An 18,834-nucleotide genomic window follows, 5' to 3' on the forward strand; every position below is an offset into this window, starting at 1 on the left:
CCGCCTAGAGTCATTCCCATGACGACAACCGAGACAGCACAGCGGGTCAACATCTTCAAGCAGTCCCCCGAGGTCTACCAGGCGATGATCGCCCTCGACGCCGCCGCAAAGAAGGGCCTCGACCCGGTCCTCGTCGAGCTCGTGCTCACCCGTGCCTCACAGATCAACCACTGCGCCTGGTGCCTGGACATGCACACCCAGGACGCCCGCAAGGTCGGCATCAGCGAGCAGAAGCTCTACCTGCTCAACGCCTGGGAGGAGGTGCCGGGTCTCTACACCGAGCGTGAGCGCGCCGCCCTGGCCCTCACCGAGGCGGTCACCGTGCTGACCGACGGCTTCGTTCCCGACGAGGTGTACGCGCGGGCCGCCGAGCAGTTCGAGGAGCGGGAGCTGTCCCAGCTGATCGCCGTGATCTTCACCATCAACTCGTGGAACCGGATCGCGGTCAGCACCCGGCGCGTCCCGCCGATCCGCTGAGCTCGCGCCCCTGAGAGGAATCGAGAAGTGAAAGCTGTTCGGATCCAGGAGAACCGCGGCGCGGACAACCAGGAAGCGCTCGTCCTCGAAGAGGCGCCGTACCCGCAGGCCGCGACAGGCGATGTGATCGTCCGGGTACGCGCCGCCTCCTTCGTCCCGGACGAACTCGACTGGCCGGGAACCTGGACGGACCGGGCCGGCCGTGACCGGACCCCGAGCATCCCGGCCCACGAGGTCGCCGGTGTAGTCAGCGAGATCCATTACGGCACTACCGGTTTCGAGGTCGGGGACCGTGTGTTCGGCCTGACCGACTGGCACCGCGACGGCGCCGCCGCCGAGTTCGTGGCCGTGGAGGCCCGCAACCTGGCCACGATTCCCGAGGCGATCGGGTTCCGTGAGGCCGCCGCCCTCCCTCTGGCGGGCCTCACCGCCTGGCAGGGACTCTTCAGGCACGGCGGGCTGACCTACGGCGACGCGTCCGGGCGGACGGTCGTGGTGCACGGCGGCGCAGGAGGCACCGGTTCGCTGGTGGTCCAGCTCGCTCATGCCGCGGGCGCGCGGGTCATCGCGACCGGCAGGGCGGCGGGCGAGGAGGCGGCACGCGGTCATGGCGCCGACGACTACGTGACGCTCGACTCCCGTGACCTCGACTCCGGCGGCCTCGACGAGACCCGGTTCGGTCCGGCGGATCTGGTGTTCGACACGATAGGCGGGGACGTCCTGGCCCGCTCGGCCGCGCTCGTGCGGCCCGGCGGCACGCTGGTGTCGATCACGGCGCCACCCCCGGTCACCCCGGCCGACGGTCGCGCGGTCTTCTTCATCGTCGAGCCCGACCGGCACGAACTCCTGGAACTCGCGCGGCTGGCGGAGCGGGGGGTACTGCGCCCCCACGTCGGCGCCGCCTATCCGCTCGCCGAGGCGCGGACCGCGTTTCTCGCCAAGCGACGGGGCATCCCCGGCAAGGTCGTCCTCGACGTCTGAAAAAGGCGGCTGCGCCGCCCGTGCGTGCTTGTGGAGTCCAGGGACTCGTCAAGCACTCACGGGCGGCGCAGCCGCCTCTGATCAGCGGAGGGTGACCTGGCGGGCGCGCAGACCGTCGCGCGAGCGCAGCTCGTCGGAGGTGAGGGGCGCGTCGACGGCCAGCGCGTCGGCCAGCCGCACTCCGAGGTCGGCGGTCGCGGGCGCCCACTCCTGGGCGTGCCGCTCGGGGTCGAGGTCGAATACCGGCACCAGCAGCCCGTGGGTGCGGAACGAACCGGCGTACCGCGACCCCTCGCCGAGGTGCAGTCCACCGGCCGCATGCACGCGGGCCAGAGCCAGCATCAGCTGGTCCTCGTCCTCGGGCCGCACCCAGCGCAGGTGCGCCTTCTCCCCGGCGTCGACCCACCACGCGGCGACGATGCCCTCGCCGTCGAGGCGAGCGGACGGCATGATCACCGAGTTGGCCTGCTCGACGGTGGCGGCGACCTCCGGCGCGGGCGTGACGCCCTCCGGGATCCACCAGTTGAAGTCCTGGAACACGCTGATCTCGAGCAGCGTGCCCGCCTCGATCACGTCGCCGAGACGCGGTCCGCCCGGCTGGGCGTCGGTCGCGGCGAGGGACTGCCCCGGCTCCGCGCTCACGGCCCAGTTGACGGCGGCGGCCAGATCGGCCGAGAGATCGGCGGACTGACCGGGCACCTGCAGGCCGACGAAGCCGGTGCCACCGGAGGTCGCGTCGTCGCGGACGAGGCCGGCGACCGCTCCCGGCAGCACGGTCGCGGCCACGATCGTGCGCTCGCCGCCGGTCAGCGGCAGCGTCGCCGTCGCGGACGGGACGAACTCGCGCATCGCGACGAGATCACACTCGGCTGCCAGTCCCTCGAACGGGCGCGGCACCGCGGCGGCCGCGGCGCTCTCCTGGGCGGCGCGGCGCTCGGCGAGCTTCGCCGCGCGGTTGCTGCCGGGCTTCGGACCACTGTTTCTTTTGCTCTTACCCACGTCGGGAAACCTACACGTCGCGGCTACTGAGCGAGCCACTCCTTGGTCCGGCCAGGATGGTTGGTGGCGATCCAGCCGACGCCGAGCTCCCGGCACAGCTGCACGTCGTCGAAGTCGTCGACCGTCCAGCAGTACGTGGCCCTGCCCGCCGCGGCCGCCCGGTTCACGATCTCGGGGTGTTCGCGCAGCGACTTGATGGACGGGCCGACCGCGGTGGCGCCGACGGTGGTCGCCGCGCCGCCACCCAGGTATCGGGACGACTCCCCGAGCAGCACCGTGGGCAGCAGCGGCGCCGACCGACGGATCCGCCAGACCGCGGCAGCCGAGAAGGACATGATGACGGCGCGAGAGTGGTCCGCGGACACGGGTGCGGACAGCCCGAACCGGGACAGCTCCGCGAGCACCTTGCTCTCCACCAGCCCGCCGAAGCGGACCGGGTGCTTGGTCTCGATGAAGAGCTTGGTCGGGCGGCTGGTGTGGTCGAGCACCAGCGTGATCAGCTGGGCGAGGGTGAGCACCGGCTCCCCGTTGGCACCGAACTCGAGCTCGTTGAGGTGCTTCAGCGTCATCTCGCTGACCAGCCCGGTGCCCGTGGACGTGCGGTCGACGCGCCGGTCGTGCACGCACACCAGGTGCCCGTCGCGGGTCAGCCGGACGTCGCATTCCAGCCCGTCGGCGCCCTGGTCGAGGGCCAACTCGTACGCGGCGAGGGTGTGTTCGGGCAGGGCGGCGGATGCGCCGCGATGCGCGACGACGCGGGGCTCGGGGGTCACGGCGCCCCCGCTTCCACGCGCTCCGGGGTCCGGGCCGGCTCGGCAGTCCCGGCGGGCTCGACAGTCCCGGCGGGCTCGGCAGTCCCGGCGGGCTCGACAGACTTGGCTGACTCGGGTACCGCGACGAGCCAGCGGGTCAGCTCGCGCTGCTTCCCGGTCGGGCTCAGGCCGTCGACGCGGTGGATGACCAGCAGCGTCAGCACCGCGACAGCGACCGCCACCAGATCGGTGACCGCCGCGAGCAGCACCCCGTCGGCCTGCGCCTGCAGCGAGTCGAGCGTGCGCCACCACAGATTCACCACGAACAGCACACCGCCGCACGCCCAGGTGACCCACCACACCCGGATCAGCTTGCGTGTCTGCGGGTCCGGCTCGTCCAGCTCGGTCAGGAACACCCCCGGCATCGCCAGGTTCACCACCGGGACCAGGCAGCCGAGGGCGAGCGTCGACGGGCGCCGCGGGTCGACGTGTCCGCTGCGGGCGAAGGCACGGCGCCGGGCCCCCACCAACCAGGCGACAGTGGCCACGGCGGCGCACACGGCGACGATCGGGGCGAGCAGACCGGCCGCGGCGACCAGCCCGTCGGACACCGCGAGCAGCCCCGGCCCGATCAGCGTGCTCCGGTTGCGCAGCAACAGGCCGTAGCGGAACAGTTCGGCGAGCGCGGCCAGCGCGAACAGCGCGGCCGCCGCGCTGAGCAGGGCGGGAGCCAGTTCGGCGAGCTGCTCACGACGCCCGGCCACCGGTTCCCGGTCGGGAGCGGCGGGCACGTCGCGCAGGCCCCATCGGGGGATCTCGCGGTAGGACGGCGGGCCCGGTTGGGCCGGGGTCCGGGCCGGGCGGACCCGGTTCGTCGCCGCCCCTGGCCTTCGGGCGACCCATCGGAAGTTGCGCAGGTTCGGCGGTTCCGGGCGCGCCGGATCCGTCGGCGAGAGCAGCACACCGTGGCACCGCGGGCACCACTGCGCCGGGCCCCCGACGACCGGCCATCGGGCGGCGCAGCGCGCACAGACCTGAACGGTGCTCATCTAGTAGATCTTTGCCGACCCGCCGCCGTCGGCGGTCAACGGCCGGCCACATTTCTGCCAGGCCACCATCCCGTCGACGACGTTCACCGCGTCGAACCCGACCTGGTTGAGGTATTCGACCACCCGCATCGACCGGCCGCCGGAACGGCACACCACATACACCTCGGCGTCCATGTCGATCTCGGCCATCCGCGCGGGCACGTCGACCATCGGGATGTGCAGGGCACCGGGCGCGTGCCCCTCCGCCCACTCCTCGTCCTCGCGCACGTCCAGCAGGATCACCGAGTCGGACAGCTCGGCCGGTACCTCCGCAGCGGGCACCGAGGGCACATCACCAAAGCTCACACCATCGATACTGTCACGTTCGGCGGCGGCTCGTCGGTGGAGGCGGGAACGATTCCCCCGGCGCGCGGGGTGCCCGCGTCGTGGTGCATGCGCGCCCGCGCCGGATACGGCAGGCTGGCACGCATGGAGCTGAGAATCTTCACCGAACCGCAGCAGGGCGCCACCTACGGGCAGTTGCTGCGCGTCGCGCAGGCCGCCGAGGACCTCGGCTACGGCGCCTTCTTCCGATCCGACCACTACCTGGCGATGAACTCCGACGGGCTGCCCGGCCCCACCGACGCCTGGATCACGCTGGCGGGCCTCGCCCGCGAGACGTCCACGATCCGGCTCGGCACGCTGGTCACCTCCGCGACGTTCCGCTACCCGGGGCCGCTGGCGATCAGCGTGGCCCAGGTGGACGCGATGAGCGAGGGCCGGGTGGAGTTCGGCATCGGCGCAGGCTGGTACGAGGAGGAGCACCTCGCCTACGGCATCCCCTTCCCGTCGCTGAAGGAGCGTTTCGACCGGCTCGAGGAATCGCTGGCGGTGATCACCGGCATGTGGGAGACCCCGGTCGGCGAGTCCTTCTCGTTCGACGGCGCGCACCACCGCATCGAGGATTCGCCCGCGCTGCCGAAGCCGTTCCACCACGCCGGGCCGCCGATCATCATGGGCGGCATGGGCAAGCGCCGCACCCCCGAGCTGACGGCCCGCTACGCCGACGAGTTCAACCTGCCGTTCGTCTCCCTCGACGGCACCGCCACCCAGTTCGAGCGGGTGCGCCAGGCCTGCCGCACGATCGACCGCGACCCCACCGAACTCACCTACTCCAACGCGCTGGTGCTCTGCTGCGGCCGCACCGAGAGCGAGCTCGCCGCCCGCGCGGCGCGCATCGGGCGGGAGGTCGCCGAACTGCGGGAGAACGGCGCGGCCGGTTCACCCGCCGAGCTCGTCGACAAGATCGGCCGGTACGGCGAGCTCGGCGCGAGCCGCATCTATCTGCAGACCCTCGACCTCGAGGACCTCGACCACCTGGAACTGGTCGCGAACGAGGTACTGCCGCAGCTCGGCTGAGGGCAGTACCTCAGCTCGGCGGCAGGATGTCCTTCTGCGCGGGCACCTCGTCCTGCTTCAGCAGGCCGACCGGGCAGCTGACGCCGGTGGCATGCACCGGGCAGTAACCGCCGGGATTCTTGGCGAGGTACTGCTGGTGATAGTCCTCGGCGTAGTAGAACTCGCGGAGCGGGGCGATCTCGGTGGTGATCGCCCCGTACCCGGCATCGGCCAACCGGACCGCGAACGTCTCCGCGGTGGCGTGTGCGATCGACTGCTGCGCGTCGTCGGTGGTGTAGATCGCCGAGCGGTACTGGGAGCCGTGGTCGTTGCCCTGCCGCAGGCCCTGCGTGGGGTCGTGGTTCTCCCAGAACTGCTGCAGCACGCTCGCGTAGCTGATGACCGCCGGATCGAAGACCACGAGCACCACCTCGGTGTGCCCGGTCCGGCCCGAGCAGACCTCCTCGTACGTGGGGTTGAGGGTGAACCCGCCCGCGTATCCGGCCGCGGTGCTGTACACACCGTCGAGCTGCCAGAACTCCTTCTCTGCGCCCCAGAAGCAGCCCATGCCGACGACCGCGGTCTGCATTCCCTCAGGGAACGGCGGGGTCAGCGGGTGTCCGTTGACGTAGTGGGCGTCGGGAACCCGCAGCGGCTGGGTCCGGCCGGGCAGCGCCTCGTCGGCGCTCACGATCGCTGTTTTCGCCGCCGTGCGGCCGAGGATGTCGTCGTACCAGGACATGATCCGATGCTACGCGCGGCCGCCGCCGCGGCGGTTCCGTCGTCGTTGCGCGGGCTCGGAGGCCGCCCGCCTCGGTAAGCTCGCCGGTGCAGTTGGGGGGCCGACCGTCGTCGCAGGAGGCGTAGATGTCACCTCAGGAACCCGAGGGCGATGCGCAGGGATCACCGTTCCCGCCGCCGTTCAAGTGGGGCGCCACGCGGCCGGCCCCGAAACCCGCGCAGCAGCGACCCGAGGGACCCCGCCCCGAGCCGCCGGTTGTCCTCGCGCAGCCGCCTGTTTCTCCGAGGCCGCTGTCCCCTACCCCTACCCCGCCCGCGATCTCGACCCAGCCCGCGGCCCCGTCGGCCGACACCGAGCTCGGCGCGCCACCGGTCAGCCCGCCCTGGCTCGCACCGGAACCCGTCGCCGGGCACGGCCAACAGTCCGCGCCTGGGCGTCAGTCGGTCGCGTTCGCGGTGCTGATCGGCGTGCTGGTCCTCGTGGTCGCCGGCGTCGTCGCGTTCGTCGTGCTCTGATCGGACCGCCCGAAGCGGTGTGACTGCGCGCCGATCCATCGGCTCGAGGGCACCTCCACGAACCGGTACAGCAGCTCCGCCGCCCCGGCCGTCACCAGCAGGAAGGCGAGCACCGCGCCCGTCCGGCCCAGGTGACCGACGGTGTTCTCGTACACCCGGTACAGGATCAACGTGTGCAGCAGGTAGATCGCGTAGCTGCGGGTCGCGGTCCAGCGCACGACACTCAGCCGACCGAGGTAGCCGTCGTACCGCACCAGCGCCAGCACCGCGCAGGTGACCACGACCATCGTCCACAGGTAGCGGTCCCCCGCCCAGTAGACGTGACTGTCGGTGGCCAGGCGCACCACCTCGGCCTGCGCCATGGTCGCCACGATGACCCAGCGCCAGTTCGCCAGCCGCGCCCAGCCCAGGTAGATGATCTGGCCCATGAACACCGCGGGCAGAGTCGCGGCGACCTTGGACAGCATCGGCACCGCGTACGGCTGCGGCACGTACAGGTTGTAGAGCAGCACCGCGCTGCACAGCGCCGCCCCCGCGAGGGGTACCGCGATCGGGATCGTCCTCAGCAGCGGCCGGGCGGCGACGCAGTACAGGTAGAAGAGCACCTGCACGACCAGCGTCCAGGTCACCCCGAGCACCGCGACCTCAGGCGTGAGGAAGAACCCACCGAGCACGAAGCTGAGCGCCGCCTCCGAGTTCGAGATCCCGTCCTGGCCGCTGAACATCCCATTGATGCCCAGGCGCACCAGGACGATGGCGACCAGGATCGCCACCCACAGCGCGGGCAGCAGCCGGCCGACCCGGTTGAAGAGGAACCGACCGGGGGTGTGCCGAGTGGCCGACGCGGTGAGCATCAGCCCCGTGAGCATCATGAAGATCGCGACGCCGAGGAACGAAAGGTGCTGATTGAGTCCGCCACCGGCCACCAGCACCGTGTAGACGCCGTCGATCAGCCACCAGCCGGAGCCGAGGTCGTCGATCAGGTAGTACGAGATGTGCGAATAGATGACGGCGAGCACCGCGATCGCGCGGAGGAGATTGGCTCCGCCGAACTCGATCCGAGGCGGCGATGACGCGCGCACGGAAACGTGTTGCAGTCGGAGCACCACCCAATATTAAGGTTTTGTTCACCGACCGGACGAACCGGTGTCGGAAATCGGGGCGTCCGGCGACCACCCCTGGACGCGTCGCTCGCATCCGCGCCCGCTTGGTCGCAAATCTTGCGGACGGTGTACGAATGAGATTGGGTTATGCCCGAGAAGGATCGACCCAAAATCGAACTTGGTACACGCCGGGCGTGCGCGCCCGTAAGGAAGGGACCCTCGTGTCTGTCTACTCGCTGCCTGAACTGCCCTACGACTACGCCGCCCTCGAGCCGCACATCTCCGGCAAGATCATGGAGCTGCACCACGACAAGCACCACGCCGCCTACGTCGCAGGCGCCAACGCCGCCCTCGACAAGCTCGCCGAACTCCGCGCCGCCGACGCCGTCGCCCCCGTGGTCAACCTGCACGAGAAGAACCTCGCCTTCCACCTCGGCGGCCACACCAACCACACCGTCTTCTGGAACAACCTCAGCCCCGACGGCGGCGACAAGCCCGAAGGCGAACTCGCCGCAGCCATCGACGACCAGTTCGGCGGCTTCGACGCCTTCCGCACCCACTTCAACGCCAACGCCAACGCCATCCAGGGCTCCGGCTGGTCCATCCTCGCCTGGGACTCCATCGGCCAGCGACTGATCATCGTCCAGCTCTACGACCAGCAGGGCAACATCTCCATCGGCCTCACCCCCCTGCTCATGCTCGACATGTGGGAGCACGCCTTCTACCTCGACTACCAGAACGTCAAGGGCGACTACGTCAACGCCTTCTGGAACATCGTCAACTGGAACGACGTCGCAGCCCGCTTCGACCGCGCCCGCACCCAGACCGCAGGCCTCATCGTCTAAGCAGCTCCGCCGCACGACCCACTCCGCCGCGCCCGACCCCGGGCGCGGCGGAGTCGTTTCCGGCAAACGGTCGTATCGTTAAGGGATGGACACCCTCGTCGAGGGTCTGACCTTTCCCGATGGGGCACGCTGGCACGACCGGCACCTGTGGTTCTCGGACACGCACGCCGGTGAGGTGTTGGCGTACGACCCGCTGACGGGCGCGCTCAACACCGTGGCCGAGGTGCCCGGCCGACCCGCGGGCCTGGGCTTTCTCCCCGACGGCCGGCTCCTCATCGCCTCCACCCGCGACCTGCTCGTGCTGCGCCGGGAACCGGACGGCACCCTGGTCGTGCACGCCGACCTCTCCGGGGTCGCCACCTGGTATCTGAACGAGATGTGCGTCGACCGGTTCGGACGCGCCTACGTCGGCAACGTCGGCGACGGCAGCGATCCCCCGCGGCCGCCGCGGCCCGCCGATCTGGCGATGATCGAACCCGACGGCACCGTCCACGACGTCGCGACCGCGATGGTGCTGGCGGGCGGCATGGTCGTGACCTCCGACGGCAGCACCCTCATCGTCGCCGAGAGCCGATCCACCCCCGGCCGGCTGACCGGCTTCACCATCGAACCCGACGGCGGGCTCGAGCAGCGGCGGGTGATCGCCGAGTTCGACGCCTCGGTGCACCCCGACGGCCTCGCGATCGACGCCGAGGACGGCGTCTGGGTCGCCTCCCCGTTCGGGGACGAGGTCTTCCGCGTCGACGCCGAGGGCGCCATCACCGACCGCCTGTCCGCGCCCCGCCCGTACTCGCTCGCACTTGGCGGGCCCGACGGCCGCGACCTGTTCGTCTGCACCGCCGAGACGTGGGTTCCGGAGGAGGCGGAACGAGACCGCGCCGGCGCCGTCCGGCGGGTCCGGGTGCGGGTTCCCGCCGCGCAGGAGTAGTGCGTTCCGCGATCCGGCTGGCACTCCATCCCGCTTGTCTGCCAGCCGAGTTCGGCGCATCCTGGAGGTGTCCCGGGGCGCGCTCCCGGGGCGCCCGTCGCACGGAAGGGGGACGGACGTGAACCAGCACGGACACATCGGCGTCTCGCCGTTCCATGCCGCCGGGGCGTTGCGCGGGTTCATCATCTCCGGCCGGTGGCCCGACACCACCAAGGAGTGGGCCCAGCTGCTGGTGCTCGCCGTCCGGGTCGCCTGCGTACCCGGGTTACTCCCCACCTCAACGGTTTTCGGCGCTCACGAGGACCTTCCCGAGGACCCGGAACCGGGCACCGTCGGACTCGTGGTCGCGGAGGGTCCGGTGCTCGGCGAATCCGCCGTCACACCAGGATGTTTCGCGGAACATCTGCCGCCCGCCCTGCTGGTGCTGCACCCTCCGTCGGAGACCATGCCGTCGTTGCCGGAGTGTGTGGGCGCGGCCTCGGGCTGCCTGTTACTGCCGGGCGTGCCGCACCTCGGACTGGACCACCGGGCAACGTGGGTGGAGGCGGACGCCGACGGCACCGTCACGTCCCTGGTCAGCCGGATGAGCCTCGATCCCAACTCCGACCCCGACACCGCCGTTTTGGCCATGCTGCTGGCCTCTTGACGCGGACCGGAAGAACAAAGTTCGGCCTCCCAAACTTGTTGTGCGCTTTGTGATCTCGTGAACCTCGGGTAGTCTTACGCCTAGCGAAGGGGAGTAGCCCCCAATCGAGCAGTCGACATACTGGTCAGCATCGCGAATTCCGATGCGCCCGGCTGCCCGAACCGACGCCGTCGTTCACTCGACCGGCCCGGTGGGCGAGACCTTCGGCTGTCGGCGTCCACACGTCGGCGGCCGGAGGAACGGTTCCCAACATCCTCCGAAACCAGATAACGGAGGAGGTTCGCATGCTTGCCGCGCTGCTGCTCAGCTTCGGCGTCATCTTCGTCGCCGAACTCGGCGACAAATCCCAGCTCATGGCGATGACGTTCGCGCTGCGCTACAAGTGGTGGATCGTGATCGGCGGCATCACCGTCGCCACCACCGTGGTGCACCTGGTCTCCGTCGGCGTCGGCCACTACCTGGGCGTGGCCATCCCCACGAACCTGATCAGCACCGTCGGTGGCATCGCCTTCCTGATCTTCGCCCTCTGGACCCTGCGCGGCGACAGCCTCAGCGACGACGAGCAGAACAAGGCCGCCCGGGTCGGCACCTCGGCGTTCCTCGCGGTCGCCTCGGCGTTCTTCCTGGCCGAGCTCGGCGACAAGACGATGCTCGCCACCATCACGCTGGCCGCGGACAACGACTGGGTCGGCGTGTGGATCGGCTCGACGGTCGGCATGGTCGCGGCCGACGCCCTCGCGATCGTCGTCGGCGCCGTGCTGGGCAAGCACCTGCCCGAGCGGTTCATCCAGCTCGCGGCCGCCACCCTGTTCTTCGTCTTCGGCGTGATGCTGCTGCTCCAGGGCCTGTTCCCCGGGACCGTGGCCGGCCCGATCGCAGGCGGCGCGATCCTCGCGGTCGCGGCCATAGCGGGAGGCGTGCGGTACGTGCGGTCCCGGCGGGCCGCGGCCCCACCTGTCGGGGAGACTCACGAAACCCCTCGACAGGTAGGCGCGGAATAGAGGTCAGGAACCCGCGCTCCCGGTACTCCCCATTCCCCCGGCGGGCAGGACCCGGGTGTTCCCGGACGCCACCCAACCATCGGACGCCGGGACACCGGTGCCGGTGAAGGTGAAACCGTTGGTCCCGTCGAGAGCCACGTTGGGCGCCTTGTACTCGAACACGAGACTGACAGAGCCGCCCGCGAACATGTTGCCGTTCCTCCCCGGCCAGAGCGCCCAGCCCCCATCCGGCGCCGTGACCGTGACGTCCCCCGTAGCGGGGTCCACCGTCACCGTCGAATCCAGATCCACGACGGGCGACGGCGGCGTAGGTGTAGGGGTAGTGCCGGTCACCTTCACCTTCACGAACTGAAAGCCCTTCGGAGCGTGATGGGTGACGCTCGTGACGTCCACGTTGACCTCGGGTGCGGCGACCTGGAATGCGGCTTCCTCGGCCACGACGACTGCGGTAAAGGTGGCGTTGGCACCCGGGTCGACCTCCTTGACACCGGAATACACGCCCATGTAATTGCCGAGCATCCCCTTATCCCAAAAGCCGTTGCGGTAACACGGCCCAAAATCCGGGTACTGCGCGCTGGTGTCGCGGCAGGGACGCAACAGGTTCTGCCACATCTCGTCCAGCTGTCCGGCCGCGCTTCCCGTTGACACGGCCCCAGCGCCACCCGCACCTGCCACCGCACCACCCGTGACGATGGTCAGTGCCGCGAGCACGGCCCCACCCCTACGCACCAGATGTCCAATCATTGATAGATATCCTTTCGGATTGCAGAGCCCTGCCCCGTCGAGCAGTCCCCCGCTGAATGCGGTGAGAGGGCGAGACGCGGGCCGGCTTGGCTCGGAGAGTCTTCGCGGCGACCGTGCCGGCCGCCGGTTACAGGAGTATTCGAAAGCGGGTCGCGCGCAGTCAGCTTCCCGAGCTGCCGAAGCCTCCGGGCTGCGGGGCCTCGGCCTCGGCCTCGGTGACCTGGGTAGTTCCCTTGGCCACCCAGCCCTCCGACGCCGGGACGCCGGTACCGGTGAAGGTGAGGCCACTGGCGCCGTCACGAATCGGCTCAGTCGCCGTATAGCGCAACTTGACGAACACCTTGCCCGAAACAAAGCGAGTCGGATCGGGCGCGTTGTTGATCACCACCTCCGGGATGGCCCACCCACCGGCGGGCGCCGCGACCGTGACATCCCCCCTGACGGGATCGACCGCAGCGGACGAGTCCAGAACCGTGATCGGGTATCTGCCGGGAGTCCAGTCATAGGAGGTGACCTCCGCCCGCGTGAACTCAAACCCGTCCGGCGCTCGGTGCGTGACAGTGGCAACCGCCACGTCCGGGATCGAACCGGGACCGAGATAACGAGCCCCGAACTCGGCGGTGAACGTAACCTCCTGACCCACGACGGCCCGGCCGGGACCCTCGTAGTGCACGGCAATGTCACCACGGCTCTGGGTATCCCGGAAGCCCTCGTCGACGCAACCATCGCACGGGACCTCTGAGCTTCCGAGCCCCGCGCTTCCCGTCGGCGCCGCCCCTGCGCCTCCCGCACCGAGCATCGCACCACCCACGACGATGGTCAGCGCTGCGAGCACCGACCCGCCCCTATGCACCAGGCGTCGAGCCATTGAACAGTTTCCCTTCGGTTTGCAGAGCCTGACGCCGTCGATCAGTCCGCCGCTGTGCGCGGTCGGAATTCGAGACACAAGACTCTGAGTCGGAGATGCTTGCCTGCGACCCGGTCGGGCCGCCGATTGAATGGGTTTCGAAAGGGGAACGCGCGCAATCAGTTTCCCGAGCTGCCGAATGTCCCTAGATCCACGGGGGTGACCTTCGTGAACCCCGTCGCCACCCACCCCTCCGACGCCGGGACGCCGGTACCGGTGAAGGTGACCCCGGTTGTGCCATCGAGGTACGACTTGACCACCTTGTAGCGCAACCCGACGGATAGGTACCCGGTGAGGGAGCCGGCGTCGGTTGCCGCCGTCGGGATGGCCCAGCCACCTGCGGGCGCCGTGACCGTCACATCCCCCGTGACGGGATCCACCACCGCGGTCGAGTCCAGCTCCACGTCGGGCGCGAATCGCGGGCGGGAAATTACCTCGGCCCCGACGAATTCAAGTCCTCGCGGAACATGGTGAGTGACGCTCGTTACTGCCAAGCCGGGTGTGCCATCCCGGGCCGAGAGGCCCGGGTAATACGTGACTTCGCTGCCCACTTCGGCCTTGGCGGGACCCTGATATCCCAGCAGGATGTTGCCCCTCGCACCGTGATCCAAGAAGGCCTCGCCGTTGCACAGCTGTTCGTAGAGCCCGACGCAGGATTGCCCAAGACTCCCGGTCCCATCTCCAGGCTCACCTGCGGCGGCCCCCGCACCTATCGTCGCGCCGCCAACCATGACGGCCAGCGCAGCGAGCACCGACCCGCCCCGACGCACCAGGTGTCCACCCATCAACCATGTCTCCTTCAATGTTGGGGGAACCGGCCCACCGCCCGCCCCCAAGAACTCGCCAAGAGTAGGGGGCGAAACGGCGCTCCGCGGCGGAATCGAACGATTGCCTTTTCCCAGGTCAAAGCGTTAAACACTGCCGGAACTGGTCCGCGGCTCGCGCGGTTCCTCACAGCGGGCGGCGGACTTCCCCAGATCCAGCACCTCACCCGCGACCGCGCCAACCACCGCGGCGTCGTGGCTGATCACCAAGAGCGACGTCCCCTGCTCGCGAGTGAGTTCCGACAGGATCTCGAGCACGCGTCGCTGCGATACCGAGTCGAGCCCGGTCGTCACCTCGTCACAGATCAGTAGCGCGGGCGACGTCGCCAGCGCCCGCGCGATCGCGGCGCGTTGCGCCTCGCCGCCCGACAGCGAGGACACGCGTGCTCGCGCGATGTCCGCAGCGAGACCCACCTGCCGCAGCGCGATCGTCGCGGCGTTCTCGGCGGCCGCCCTGGACATGCCCCGCAGTCGCATCGGACCGCGGGCGATCTGCTCGCCCACGCTCCGGAACGGATCGAAGGCCGCCTTCGCATCCTGGAACACGTAGGCGATCGCCGCTGCATGCGCGCGGGAACGCCCCCGAGCGTCTGGCGCCAACGGCTCGCCGTCGAGCAGTACCCGACCCGCCGACGGCCGGTGCAGCCCGGCGACAACACGGGCGGCGGTGGTCTTGCCGCAACCGGACGGACCGACCAGGGCAACGCACTCCCCCGGACCGATGGCCAGGGAGAAGTCCCGCAGGACCGGGTCGCTCCGGTAGCCCGCGGTCACCCCGTCCATCACCAGCCGGGGGCTCCGAGCCCCGGTCCCCGAACTCCGGCCGCGCTCGCGACGCGCTGCGCCGGCCTCGAGCAGGACCAGCGTCTGCGGGTGGGTGGGCGCGTCGAGAAGCGCCACGTCGCCGGACTCAACGACCCTGCCCTGCGACATCACGACCACGCTCCCGGCCACCGCCCGGACCGCATCGAGGTCGTGTGTGAGCAGGACGATCGTCAGCCCCTCGCTCGCGAGGCGGGCGATCTCGTCCAGCACGGCCGACCGGTTCGCGGGGTCCTGGCCGGTGGTCGGTTCGTCCAGGATCAGGCAGTTCGGGTCCGTCAGCAGGGTCTGGGCGAGGGCCAGGCGCTGCTGCTGACCGCCGGAGAGCTGGTGCGGGTAGCGGTCCAGCAGCCGCACGCCCTCGGGAAAACTGGCGCGCCGCAACGCATCCGGCACGGTGACCCGGCGCCCCGCGCGGTGTGCGGCGTGTTCGACATCGCGGAGCACGCGCCCGATCCGCAGCCAGGGCGTGAGCACCGCGGAGGGCTGTTGCGGCACGTATCCGAACCGGACCCCCTCGCACTCGAGCCGGCGCGACTCGACGATCACGCCCGGCCGCCGCTCCCCCATCAAGGCCAGTGCCGTGGTGGTCTTCCCGCTCCCCGAGCCGCCGATGACGGCGGTGACGGCGCCGGCCGGGATGTCCAGGTCGACGCCGTCCACCAGCATGCGGCCCCCGGCCCGCGCGGTCAGTCCACGCACCCGGATCGCCTGGCGTCGCCCGTGCACGACCTCGGTCATGTGCCACTCCTCCCCGGGGACGACTCTCGCGACGCCGCCCTGGCGCCCGAGTCGAACAACAGATTCACCCCGACCGCGAGCCCGATGATCAACAGGGTCGGGACCAGCACACCCCAGGGGGCGAGGGCGATTCCGCTCCGGTTGCGATCGACCATGACCGCCCAATCGGTGCCCGAGGCGTCGGCCGTCAGCCCGAGGAAGCTGGCGGACGCCACCAGGTAGATCGCGCCAACGAAGCGCAGCCCGGCGTCGGCCGCCAGCACGGGCAGCAGGGTGCGCCCCAGGTAGCCCACGTTGCGGCGCCACCAGGTCTCCCGCTGCAGACGCAGCGCCTGCATCGCGGGGCTGTGCGCGGCGTACAACGCCGATGCTCGCACCAGGCGGGCGGCATCCGGGAATTGCAGGACCGCCACCGTCAGCGCCAGCACCGCGGCGTTCGCCTCCGTCATCGCCACCACCAGGAGCAGCAGCATCATCGACGGGACCGAGAGCAGCAGGTCCAGCGGGCGCATCAACGTCTCGTCCACCCACCGCCGCCCCGACGTCGCCGCGGCCACTCCCCATGGCACGGCGAGCAGGTAGATCGCGAGCACCGCCGCCGCGGCGATGAGCACCAACGATCGGCCGCCGAGCAGGGCCTGGGTCAGCACGTCGCGGCCCTCCGCGTCCGTGCCTAACGGCCAGTCGCCGCCCGACGCGAAGGCCGGGCCGCGGGGGCCGGGTTCGGCGACGAGCGGTCCGCCGAAAGCCACAAGGAGTGCGGTCGTCGTGAGCGCCGCGCCCACCAGGACCCCCGAGCCTCGGCCTCCGCGCCTGGGACCCTCGGGGCGCGCTATCACCGTGCCTCCCGCGCAACGGGATTCAGTGCGAACGCCGCGATGTCGGCGAGCAGGTTCACACCCACGGTGATCAGCGAGAACAGCACCACCAGGCCCAGCAGCAGCGGCACGTCCCGGCCGCTGACCGCCCCGACCAGTACCTGCCCGAGCCCGCCGAGCGCGAAGACGGCCTCCACCACGACCACGCCACCGAGCAACCAGTCCGACACCCGTGCGAGCTGCTGCACGGCCGGCGTGATCGACCCGGGCAGCGCGTGCCGCCAGACCACCCGGCGCATCGGCACGCCGAGCCGCAGGGTGTGCCGGGTGTATTCGGACTCGAGCGACGTGATCATCGATGACCGCACCAGTCGCGACAGCGAGCACACCGGTCGCACCACGAGCACCGTCACCGGGAGCAACCACAGCTCCGGCTGCGCGAGCAGCGGACCGCTCGCGCCGATCGCGGTGGGGGCGAACCACCCGAGCCACACGGCGAACACCGCGACCACCACGATCGCCAGGGCGAACTCGGGCACCGCGTACAGCGCGACGGTGAGCCAGGAGATCGCCCGGTCCACCCGCCCGCCCCGCCGCACCGCCGCGGTGACCCCCAGCAGCAGGGCCACCGGGATCAGGCCCGCGAGGGCGAGCAGCGCCAGGGTGACCGTGGGAACTATTGCCGCGGACAATAACTCGGACACCGGACGCCCCGATATCGCCGAGGTCCCCAGGTCTCCGCGGGCCAGGCCACCGAGCCAGCCCCCGAGCTGATCGAGCAGCGGCCGGTCCAGGCCGAGGGCGTGGCGGAGCCGGGCGATGCGTTCGGGGTCGGCGTCGTCGGCCGCGATGGTGACGGCGGCGTCCCCGGGGAGCAGGGCCGCGAACAGAAACACCACCACCACGACGCCGAGAACCTGCGCACCTCCGAGAGCGGTGCGCAGGGCGACGTACCGGACGAGCATCAGGAAAGCCACGCCTTGTCGAAGCGCGCGTAGCCGAGGGTGTTGCTGGGGGCTCCCTCCGCCACGCCGTCGACGGTGGGTGCAAGCCCGTGCAGCCCGTCGGCGAAGCCCCAGACCAGCAGGCCGCCGTCGGAATACAACTGCGACTGCATGTCCCGGTAGGCGCGGGCTCGCACCTCCTCATCGGTGGTGGCGCTGGCGGTGGCGAACAGGGCGTCGAACTCGGGCCGACGCCACTGCGTGTAGTTCTTGGCGGACGTCGACAGCATCCGCTGCGCGAGGTGCGATTCGATGGGCATCGCGCCCGACCGGAAGCTGGACAGCACGCCCTCGTCGAGGGTGCGGGTCCAGTAGGTGGAGCCCTCGCCCACCTTCACCTCGATCCGTAGTCCGGCGCGCCCGGCCTGCTCGGCGAAGATGTTGGCCGCCTCGACGAATCCGTTGGTCGCACCGGTCGTGAGCAACTCGATGCGGGTGTTCTCGGCGCCGGCCTTCCGGATCAGCGCCCGCGCGGCCTCGAGGTCGGCGGTGCGCTGCGGCAGGTCGTCGGCGTAGTACTTGGCGCCCTTGCCGAACAGGTCGTTGCCCACCACCCCGGACGTCCCCAGCACGGTGTTGACGAGCTGCTCACGGTCGACGAGCGCGAACATCGCCCGGCGCAGATCCACGTTGTCGAACGGCGGGCGATCCACCTTCATCGCGAAGCCCGACATCGAGCTGCGCGGCGAACGCAGGATCCGGACCCGACGGTCCCCCTCGTAGGTCCGTGCCGACGTCGGGCCGAGATCGTCGGCGTACTCGGCCTGACCGCCGAGCAGTGCGTTGATCCGCGCGGTCTCCTCCGGTGCGATCAGGATCTCCAGTTCCTCGAGATGCGGTGCCCCGTCCCAGTAGTCGGCGAATCGGCGGCTTACGAAAGAGCGGCCCGGCTCGAAGGAGACGAAGGTGAACGGTCCGGAACCGATGGGACGGGTGAAGTCGGTGGTGCCCTCGGGGATGACGTAGGCGCCGAAGGCGGCCAGCACGTTGGCCAGGTCACCGCACGGGCGGGTGCAGGCGAATTCGATGGTGCGATCGTCGATCGCGCGGGACCGCCCGATGTCGATCACCTCGAGCGAGGCCCGCGGTCGCAACGCATTCCGCGGGTCCTGGATGCGGGCGTAGGAGTACAGCACGTCGGCCGCCCGAACCGGTCGCCCGTCATGGAACGACGCCTGTCGAAGTTCGACCGTCCATGAGGTGGCGTCCGCGTTCGGTCGCCAGTTCACGGCGAGCCGCGGCACCGGACCGAGGTCGTCCCCGTACTCGACGAGCTTGTCGTACAAGGCGTTCGAACGGGCGACATCGGCGTAGAGGTTGGTCTTGTGCGGGTCGAGCGCCTCCTGCGCTCCTCCCCCGCGAACACTGCCCGCAGCCGTCCGCCGTCTCTGGGCGCGGCGCTGCTCGCCGCCTCACCGTCGGCCGCGCCGCAGCCACCCAGCAGGACGGCACCGGTCGCGGCCGCGCCGAGGCCGAGGAAGGTCCGGCGGTTCAGGTGCGGCAGGCCCGTGCGGGTGAGCGGATTCATGATTCTCTCCTTGGGATGTACTGACAGGGTG

The 18,834-nt window shown here is 70.4% G+C and carries 22 protein-coding genes; 8 read left to right on the plus strand and 14 right to left on the minus strand.

All coding sequences use genetic code 11. The features are described from left to right. Window positions 1–18: 18 nt before the first annotated feature. Window positions 19–477: a carboxymuconolactone decarboxylase family protein gene (locus BTZ20_RS25410; protein WP_077043260.1), complete on the plus strand. Its 459-nt coding sequence runs from the start codon at window positions 19–21 to the stop codon at window positions 475–477. Between the two features lie 27 nt (window positions 478–504). Beyond that, window positions 505–1,458, plus strand: coding sequence for an NADP-dependent oxidoreductase (locus tag BTZ20_RS25415; RefSeq protein WP_077043261.1), 954 nt, complete (start codon window positions 505–507; stop codon window positions 1,456–1,458). A gap of 81 nt (window positions 1,459–1,539) precedes the next feature. Here BTZ20_RS25415 and BTZ20_RS25420 read toward each other — a convergent pair whose 3' ends face one another. From BTZ20_RS25420 to BTZ20_RS25435, 4 genes are read right to left on the minus strand one after another with little or no spacing between them, the layout of a single operon-like run. Next, window positions 1,540–2,457, minus strand: coding sequence for a DUF5926 family protein (locus BTZ20_RS25420; protein WP_077043262.1), 918 nt, complete (start codon window positions 2,455–2,457; stop codon window positions 1,540–1,542). A gap of 23 nt (window positions 2,458–2,480) precedes the next feature. Beyond that, window positions 2,481–3,230, minus strand: a complete 750-nt coding sequence (locus tag BTZ20_RS25425) for a glycerophosphodiester phosphodiesterase (RefSeq protein WP_077043263.1) — start codon at window positions 3,228–3,230, stop codon at window positions 2,481–2,483. Further along, window positions 3,227–4,258, minus strand: coding sequence for a DUF4328 domain-containing protein (locus BTZ20_RS25430; protein WP_077043264.1), 1,032 nt, complete (start codon window positions 4,256–4,258; stop codon window positions 3,227–3,229). Before BTZ20_RS25430 ends, BTZ20_RS25425 begins: the two co-directional genes overlap by 4 nt. Then, a complete protein-coding gene (locus BTZ20_RS25435) occupies window positions 4,259–4,603 on the minus strand; it encodes a rhodanese-like domain-containing protein (RefSeq protein ID WP_077043265.1) in 345 nt (114 codons plus the stop codon). 123 nt (window positions 4,604–4,726) lie between these two features. Here BTZ20_RS25435 and BTZ20_RS25440 point away from each other — a divergent pair, with 123 nt between their 5' ends. Continuing rightward, window positions 4,727–5,656: an LLM class F420-dependent oxidoreductase gene (locus BTZ20_RS25440; RefSeq protein WP_077044005.1), complete on the plus strand. Its 930-nt coding sequence runs from the start codon at window positions 4,727–4,729 to the stop codon at window positions 5,654–5,656. Between the two features lie 10 nt (window positions 5,657–5,666). Here BTZ20_RS25440 and msrA read toward each other — a convergent pair whose 3' ends face one another. Beyond that, window positions 5,667–6,377 (minus strand): peptide-methionine (S)-S-oxide reductase MsrA, encoded by a 711-nt coding sequence (gene msrA, locus BTZ20_RS25445; protein WP_077043266.1) that lies wholly within the window; start codon window positions 6,375–6,377, stop codon window positions 5,667–5,669. A gap of 125 nt (window positions 6,378–6,502) precedes the next feature. Between msrA and BTZ20_RS25450 the strand changes: the two genes are divergently transcribed. Further along, a complete protein-coding gene (locus BTZ20_RS25450; RefSeq protein ID WP_077043267.1) occupies window positions 6,503–6,892 on the plus strand; it encodes a hypothetical protein in 390 nt (129 codons plus the stop codon). On the opposite strand, the gene BTZ20_RS25455 is transcribed toward BTZ20_RS25450, so the two are convergent. Beyond that, window positions 6,814–7,950 (minus strand): acyltransferase family protein, encoded by a 1,137-nt coding sequence (locus BTZ20_RS25455; protein WP_077044006.1) that lies wholly within the window; start codon window positions 7,948–7,950, stop codon window positions 6,814–6,816. The two genes, BTZ20_RS25450 and BTZ20_RS25455, sit on opposite strands and share 79 nt — an antisense overlap. 266 nt (window positions 7,951–8,216) lie before the next feature. Between BTZ20_RS25455 and BTZ20_RS25460 the strand changes: the two genes are divergently transcribed. The 4 genes from BTZ20_RS25460 to BTZ20_RS25475 all read left to right on the plus strand — a co-directional run bounded on the left by BTZ20_RS25460 (window position 8,217) and on the right by BTZ20_RS25475 (window position 11,415). Then, complete coding sequence (locus BTZ20_RS25460) at window positions 8,217–8,840, plus strand: superoxide dismutase (RefSeq protein WP_072752934.1); 624 nt, start codon at window positions 8,217–8,219, stop codon at window positions 8,838–8,840. Window positions 8,841–8,925: 85 nt separating this feature from the next. Continuing rightward, window positions 8,926–9,768: an SMP-30/gluconolactonase/LRE family protein gene (locus BTZ20_RS25465; RefSeq protein ID WP_077043268.1), complete on the plus strand. Its 843-nt coding sequence runs from the start codon at window positions 8,926–8,928 to the stop codon at window positions 9,766–9,768. 118 nt (window positions 9,769–9,886) lie between these two features. Next, the gene (locus BTZ20_RS25470) at window positions 9,887–10,414 is read left to right on the plus strand and encodes a peptidase (RefSeq protein WP_077043269.1); all 528 of its coding nucleotides are present in this window, start codon (window positions 9,887–9,889) and stop codon (window positions 10,412–10,414) included. 284 nt (window positions 10,415–10,698) lie between these two features. Then, window positions 10,699–11,415, plus strand: coding sequence for a TMEM165/GDT1 family protein (locus tag BTZ20_RS25475; protein ID WP_077043270.1), 717 nt, complete (start codon window positions 10,699–10,701; stop codon window positions 11,413–11,415). Window positions 11,416–11,418: 3 nt separating this feature from the next. On the opposite strand, the gene BTZ20_RS25480 is transcribed toward BTZ20_RS25475, so the two are convergent. The 8 genes from BTZ20_RS25480 to BTZ20_RS28745 form a co-directional block, all read right to left on the minus strand. Next, a complete protein-coding gene (locus tag BTZ20_RS25480; protein WP_145982416.1) occupies window positions 11,419–12,159 on the minus strand; it encodes a hypothetical protein in 741 nt (246 codons plus the stop codon). 160 nt (window positions 12,160–12,319) lie between these two features. Continuing rightward, window positions 12,320–12,994: a hypothetical protein gene (locus tag BTZ20_RS25485; RefSeq protein ID WP_077043272.1), complete on the minus strand. Its 675-nt coding sequence runs from the start codon at window positions 12,992–12,994 to the stop codon at window positions 12,320–12,322. Window positions 12,995–13,185: 191 nt separating this feature from the next. Continuing rightward, the gene (locus BTZ20_RS27015; RefSeq protein WP_145982417.1) at window positions 13,186–13,818 is read right to left on the minus strand and encodes a hypothetical protein; all 633 of its coding nucleotides are present in this window, start codon (window positions 13,816–13,818) and stop codon (window positions 13,186–13,188) included. Window positions 13,819–13,977: 159 nt separating this feature from the next. Further along, window positions 13,978–15,453 (minus strand): ABC transporter ATP-binding protein, encoded by a 1,476-nt coding sequence (locus BTZ20_RS25495; RefSeq protein ID WP_083742853.1) that lies wholly within the window; start codon window positions 15,451–15,453, stop codon window positions 13,978–13,980. Further along, window positions 15,450–16,238, minus strand: a complete 789-nt coding sequence (locus BTZ20_RS25500) for an ABC transporter permease (RefSeq protein ID WP_223263523.1) — start codon at window positions 16,236–16,238, stop codon at window positions 15,450–15,452. Before BTZ20_RS25500 ends, BTZ20_RS25495 begins: the two co-directional genes overlap by 4 nt. Before the next feature lie 50 nt (window positions 16,239–16,288). Further along, complete coding sequence (locus tag BTZ20_RS25505) at window positions 16,289–17,248, minus strand: ABC transporter permease (protein WP_223263524.1); 960 nt, start codon at window positions 17,246–17,248, stop codon at window positions 16,289–16,291. After that, window positions 17,236–18,561: an ABC transporter substrate-binding protein gene (locus tag BTZ20_RS25510; RefSeq protein ID WP_223263525.1), complete on the minus strand. Its 1,326-nt coding sequence runs from the start codon at window positions 18,559–18,561 to the stop codon at window positions 17,236–17,238. Before BTZ20_RS25510 ends, BTZ20_RS25505 begins: the two co-directional genes overlap by 13 nt. Further along, a complete protein-coding gene (locus BTZ20_RS28745) occupies window positions 18,501–18,803 on the minus strand; it encodes a twin-arginine translocation signal domain-containing protein (protein ID WP_223263526.1) in 303 nt (100 codons plus the stop codon). Before BTZ20_RS28745 ends, BTZ20_RS25510 begins: the two co-directional genes overlap by 61 nt. Between the last annotated feature and the right edge of the window lie 31 nt (window positions 18,804–18,834).

The sequence above is a fragment of the Rhodococcus sp. MTM3W5.2 genome (assembly GCF_001984015.1).
GTDB lineage: Bacteria > Actinomycetota > Actinomycetes > Mycobacteriales > Mycobacteriaceae > Rhodococcus_G > Rhodococcus_G oryzae.

Bases quoted from the DNA above. Each gene is read 5' to 3' on its own strand.
- BTZ20_RS25410 (WP_077043260.1), top strand. From the start codon at position 19: ATGACGACAACCGAGACAGCACAGCGGGTCAACATCTTCAAGCAGTCC.
- BTZ20_RS25430 (WP_077043264.1), bottom strand. From the start codon at position 4,258: ATGAGCACCGTTCAGGTCTGTGCGCGCTGCGCCGCCCGATGGCCGGTC.
- BTZ20_RS25440 (WP_077044005.1), top strand. From the start codon at position 4,727: ATGGAGCTGAGAATCTTCACCGAACCGCAGCAGGGCGCCACCTACGGG.
- msrA (WP_077043266.1), bottom strand. From the start codon at position 6,377: ATGTCCTGGTACGACGACATCCTCGGCCGCACGGCGGCGAAAACAGCG.
- BTZ20_RS25450 (WP_077043267.1), top strand. From the start codon at position 6,503: ATGTCACCTCAGGAACCCGAGGGCGATGCGCAGGGATCACCGTTCCCG.
- BTZ20_RS25465 (WP_077043268.1), top strand. From the start codon at position 8,926: ATGGACACCCTCGTCGAGGGTCTGACCTTTCCCGATGGGGCACGCTGG.
- BTZ20_RS25475 (WP_077043270.1), top strand. From the start codon at position 10,699: ATGCTTGCCGCGCTGCTGCTCAGCTTCGGCGTCATCTTCGTCGCCGAA.
- BTZ20_RS25480 (WP_145982416.1), bottom strand. From the start codon at position 12,159: ATGATTGGACATCTGGTGCGTAGGGGTGGGGCCGTGCTCGCGGCACTG.
- BTZ20_RS25495 (WP_083742853.1), bottom strand. From the start codon at position 15,453: ATGACCGAGGTCGTGCACGGGCGACGCCAGGCGATCCGGGTGCGTGGA.
- BTZ20_RS28745 (WP_223263526.1), bottom strand. From the start codon at position 18,803: ATGAATCCGCTCACCCGCACGGGCCTGCCGCACCTGAACCGCCGGACC.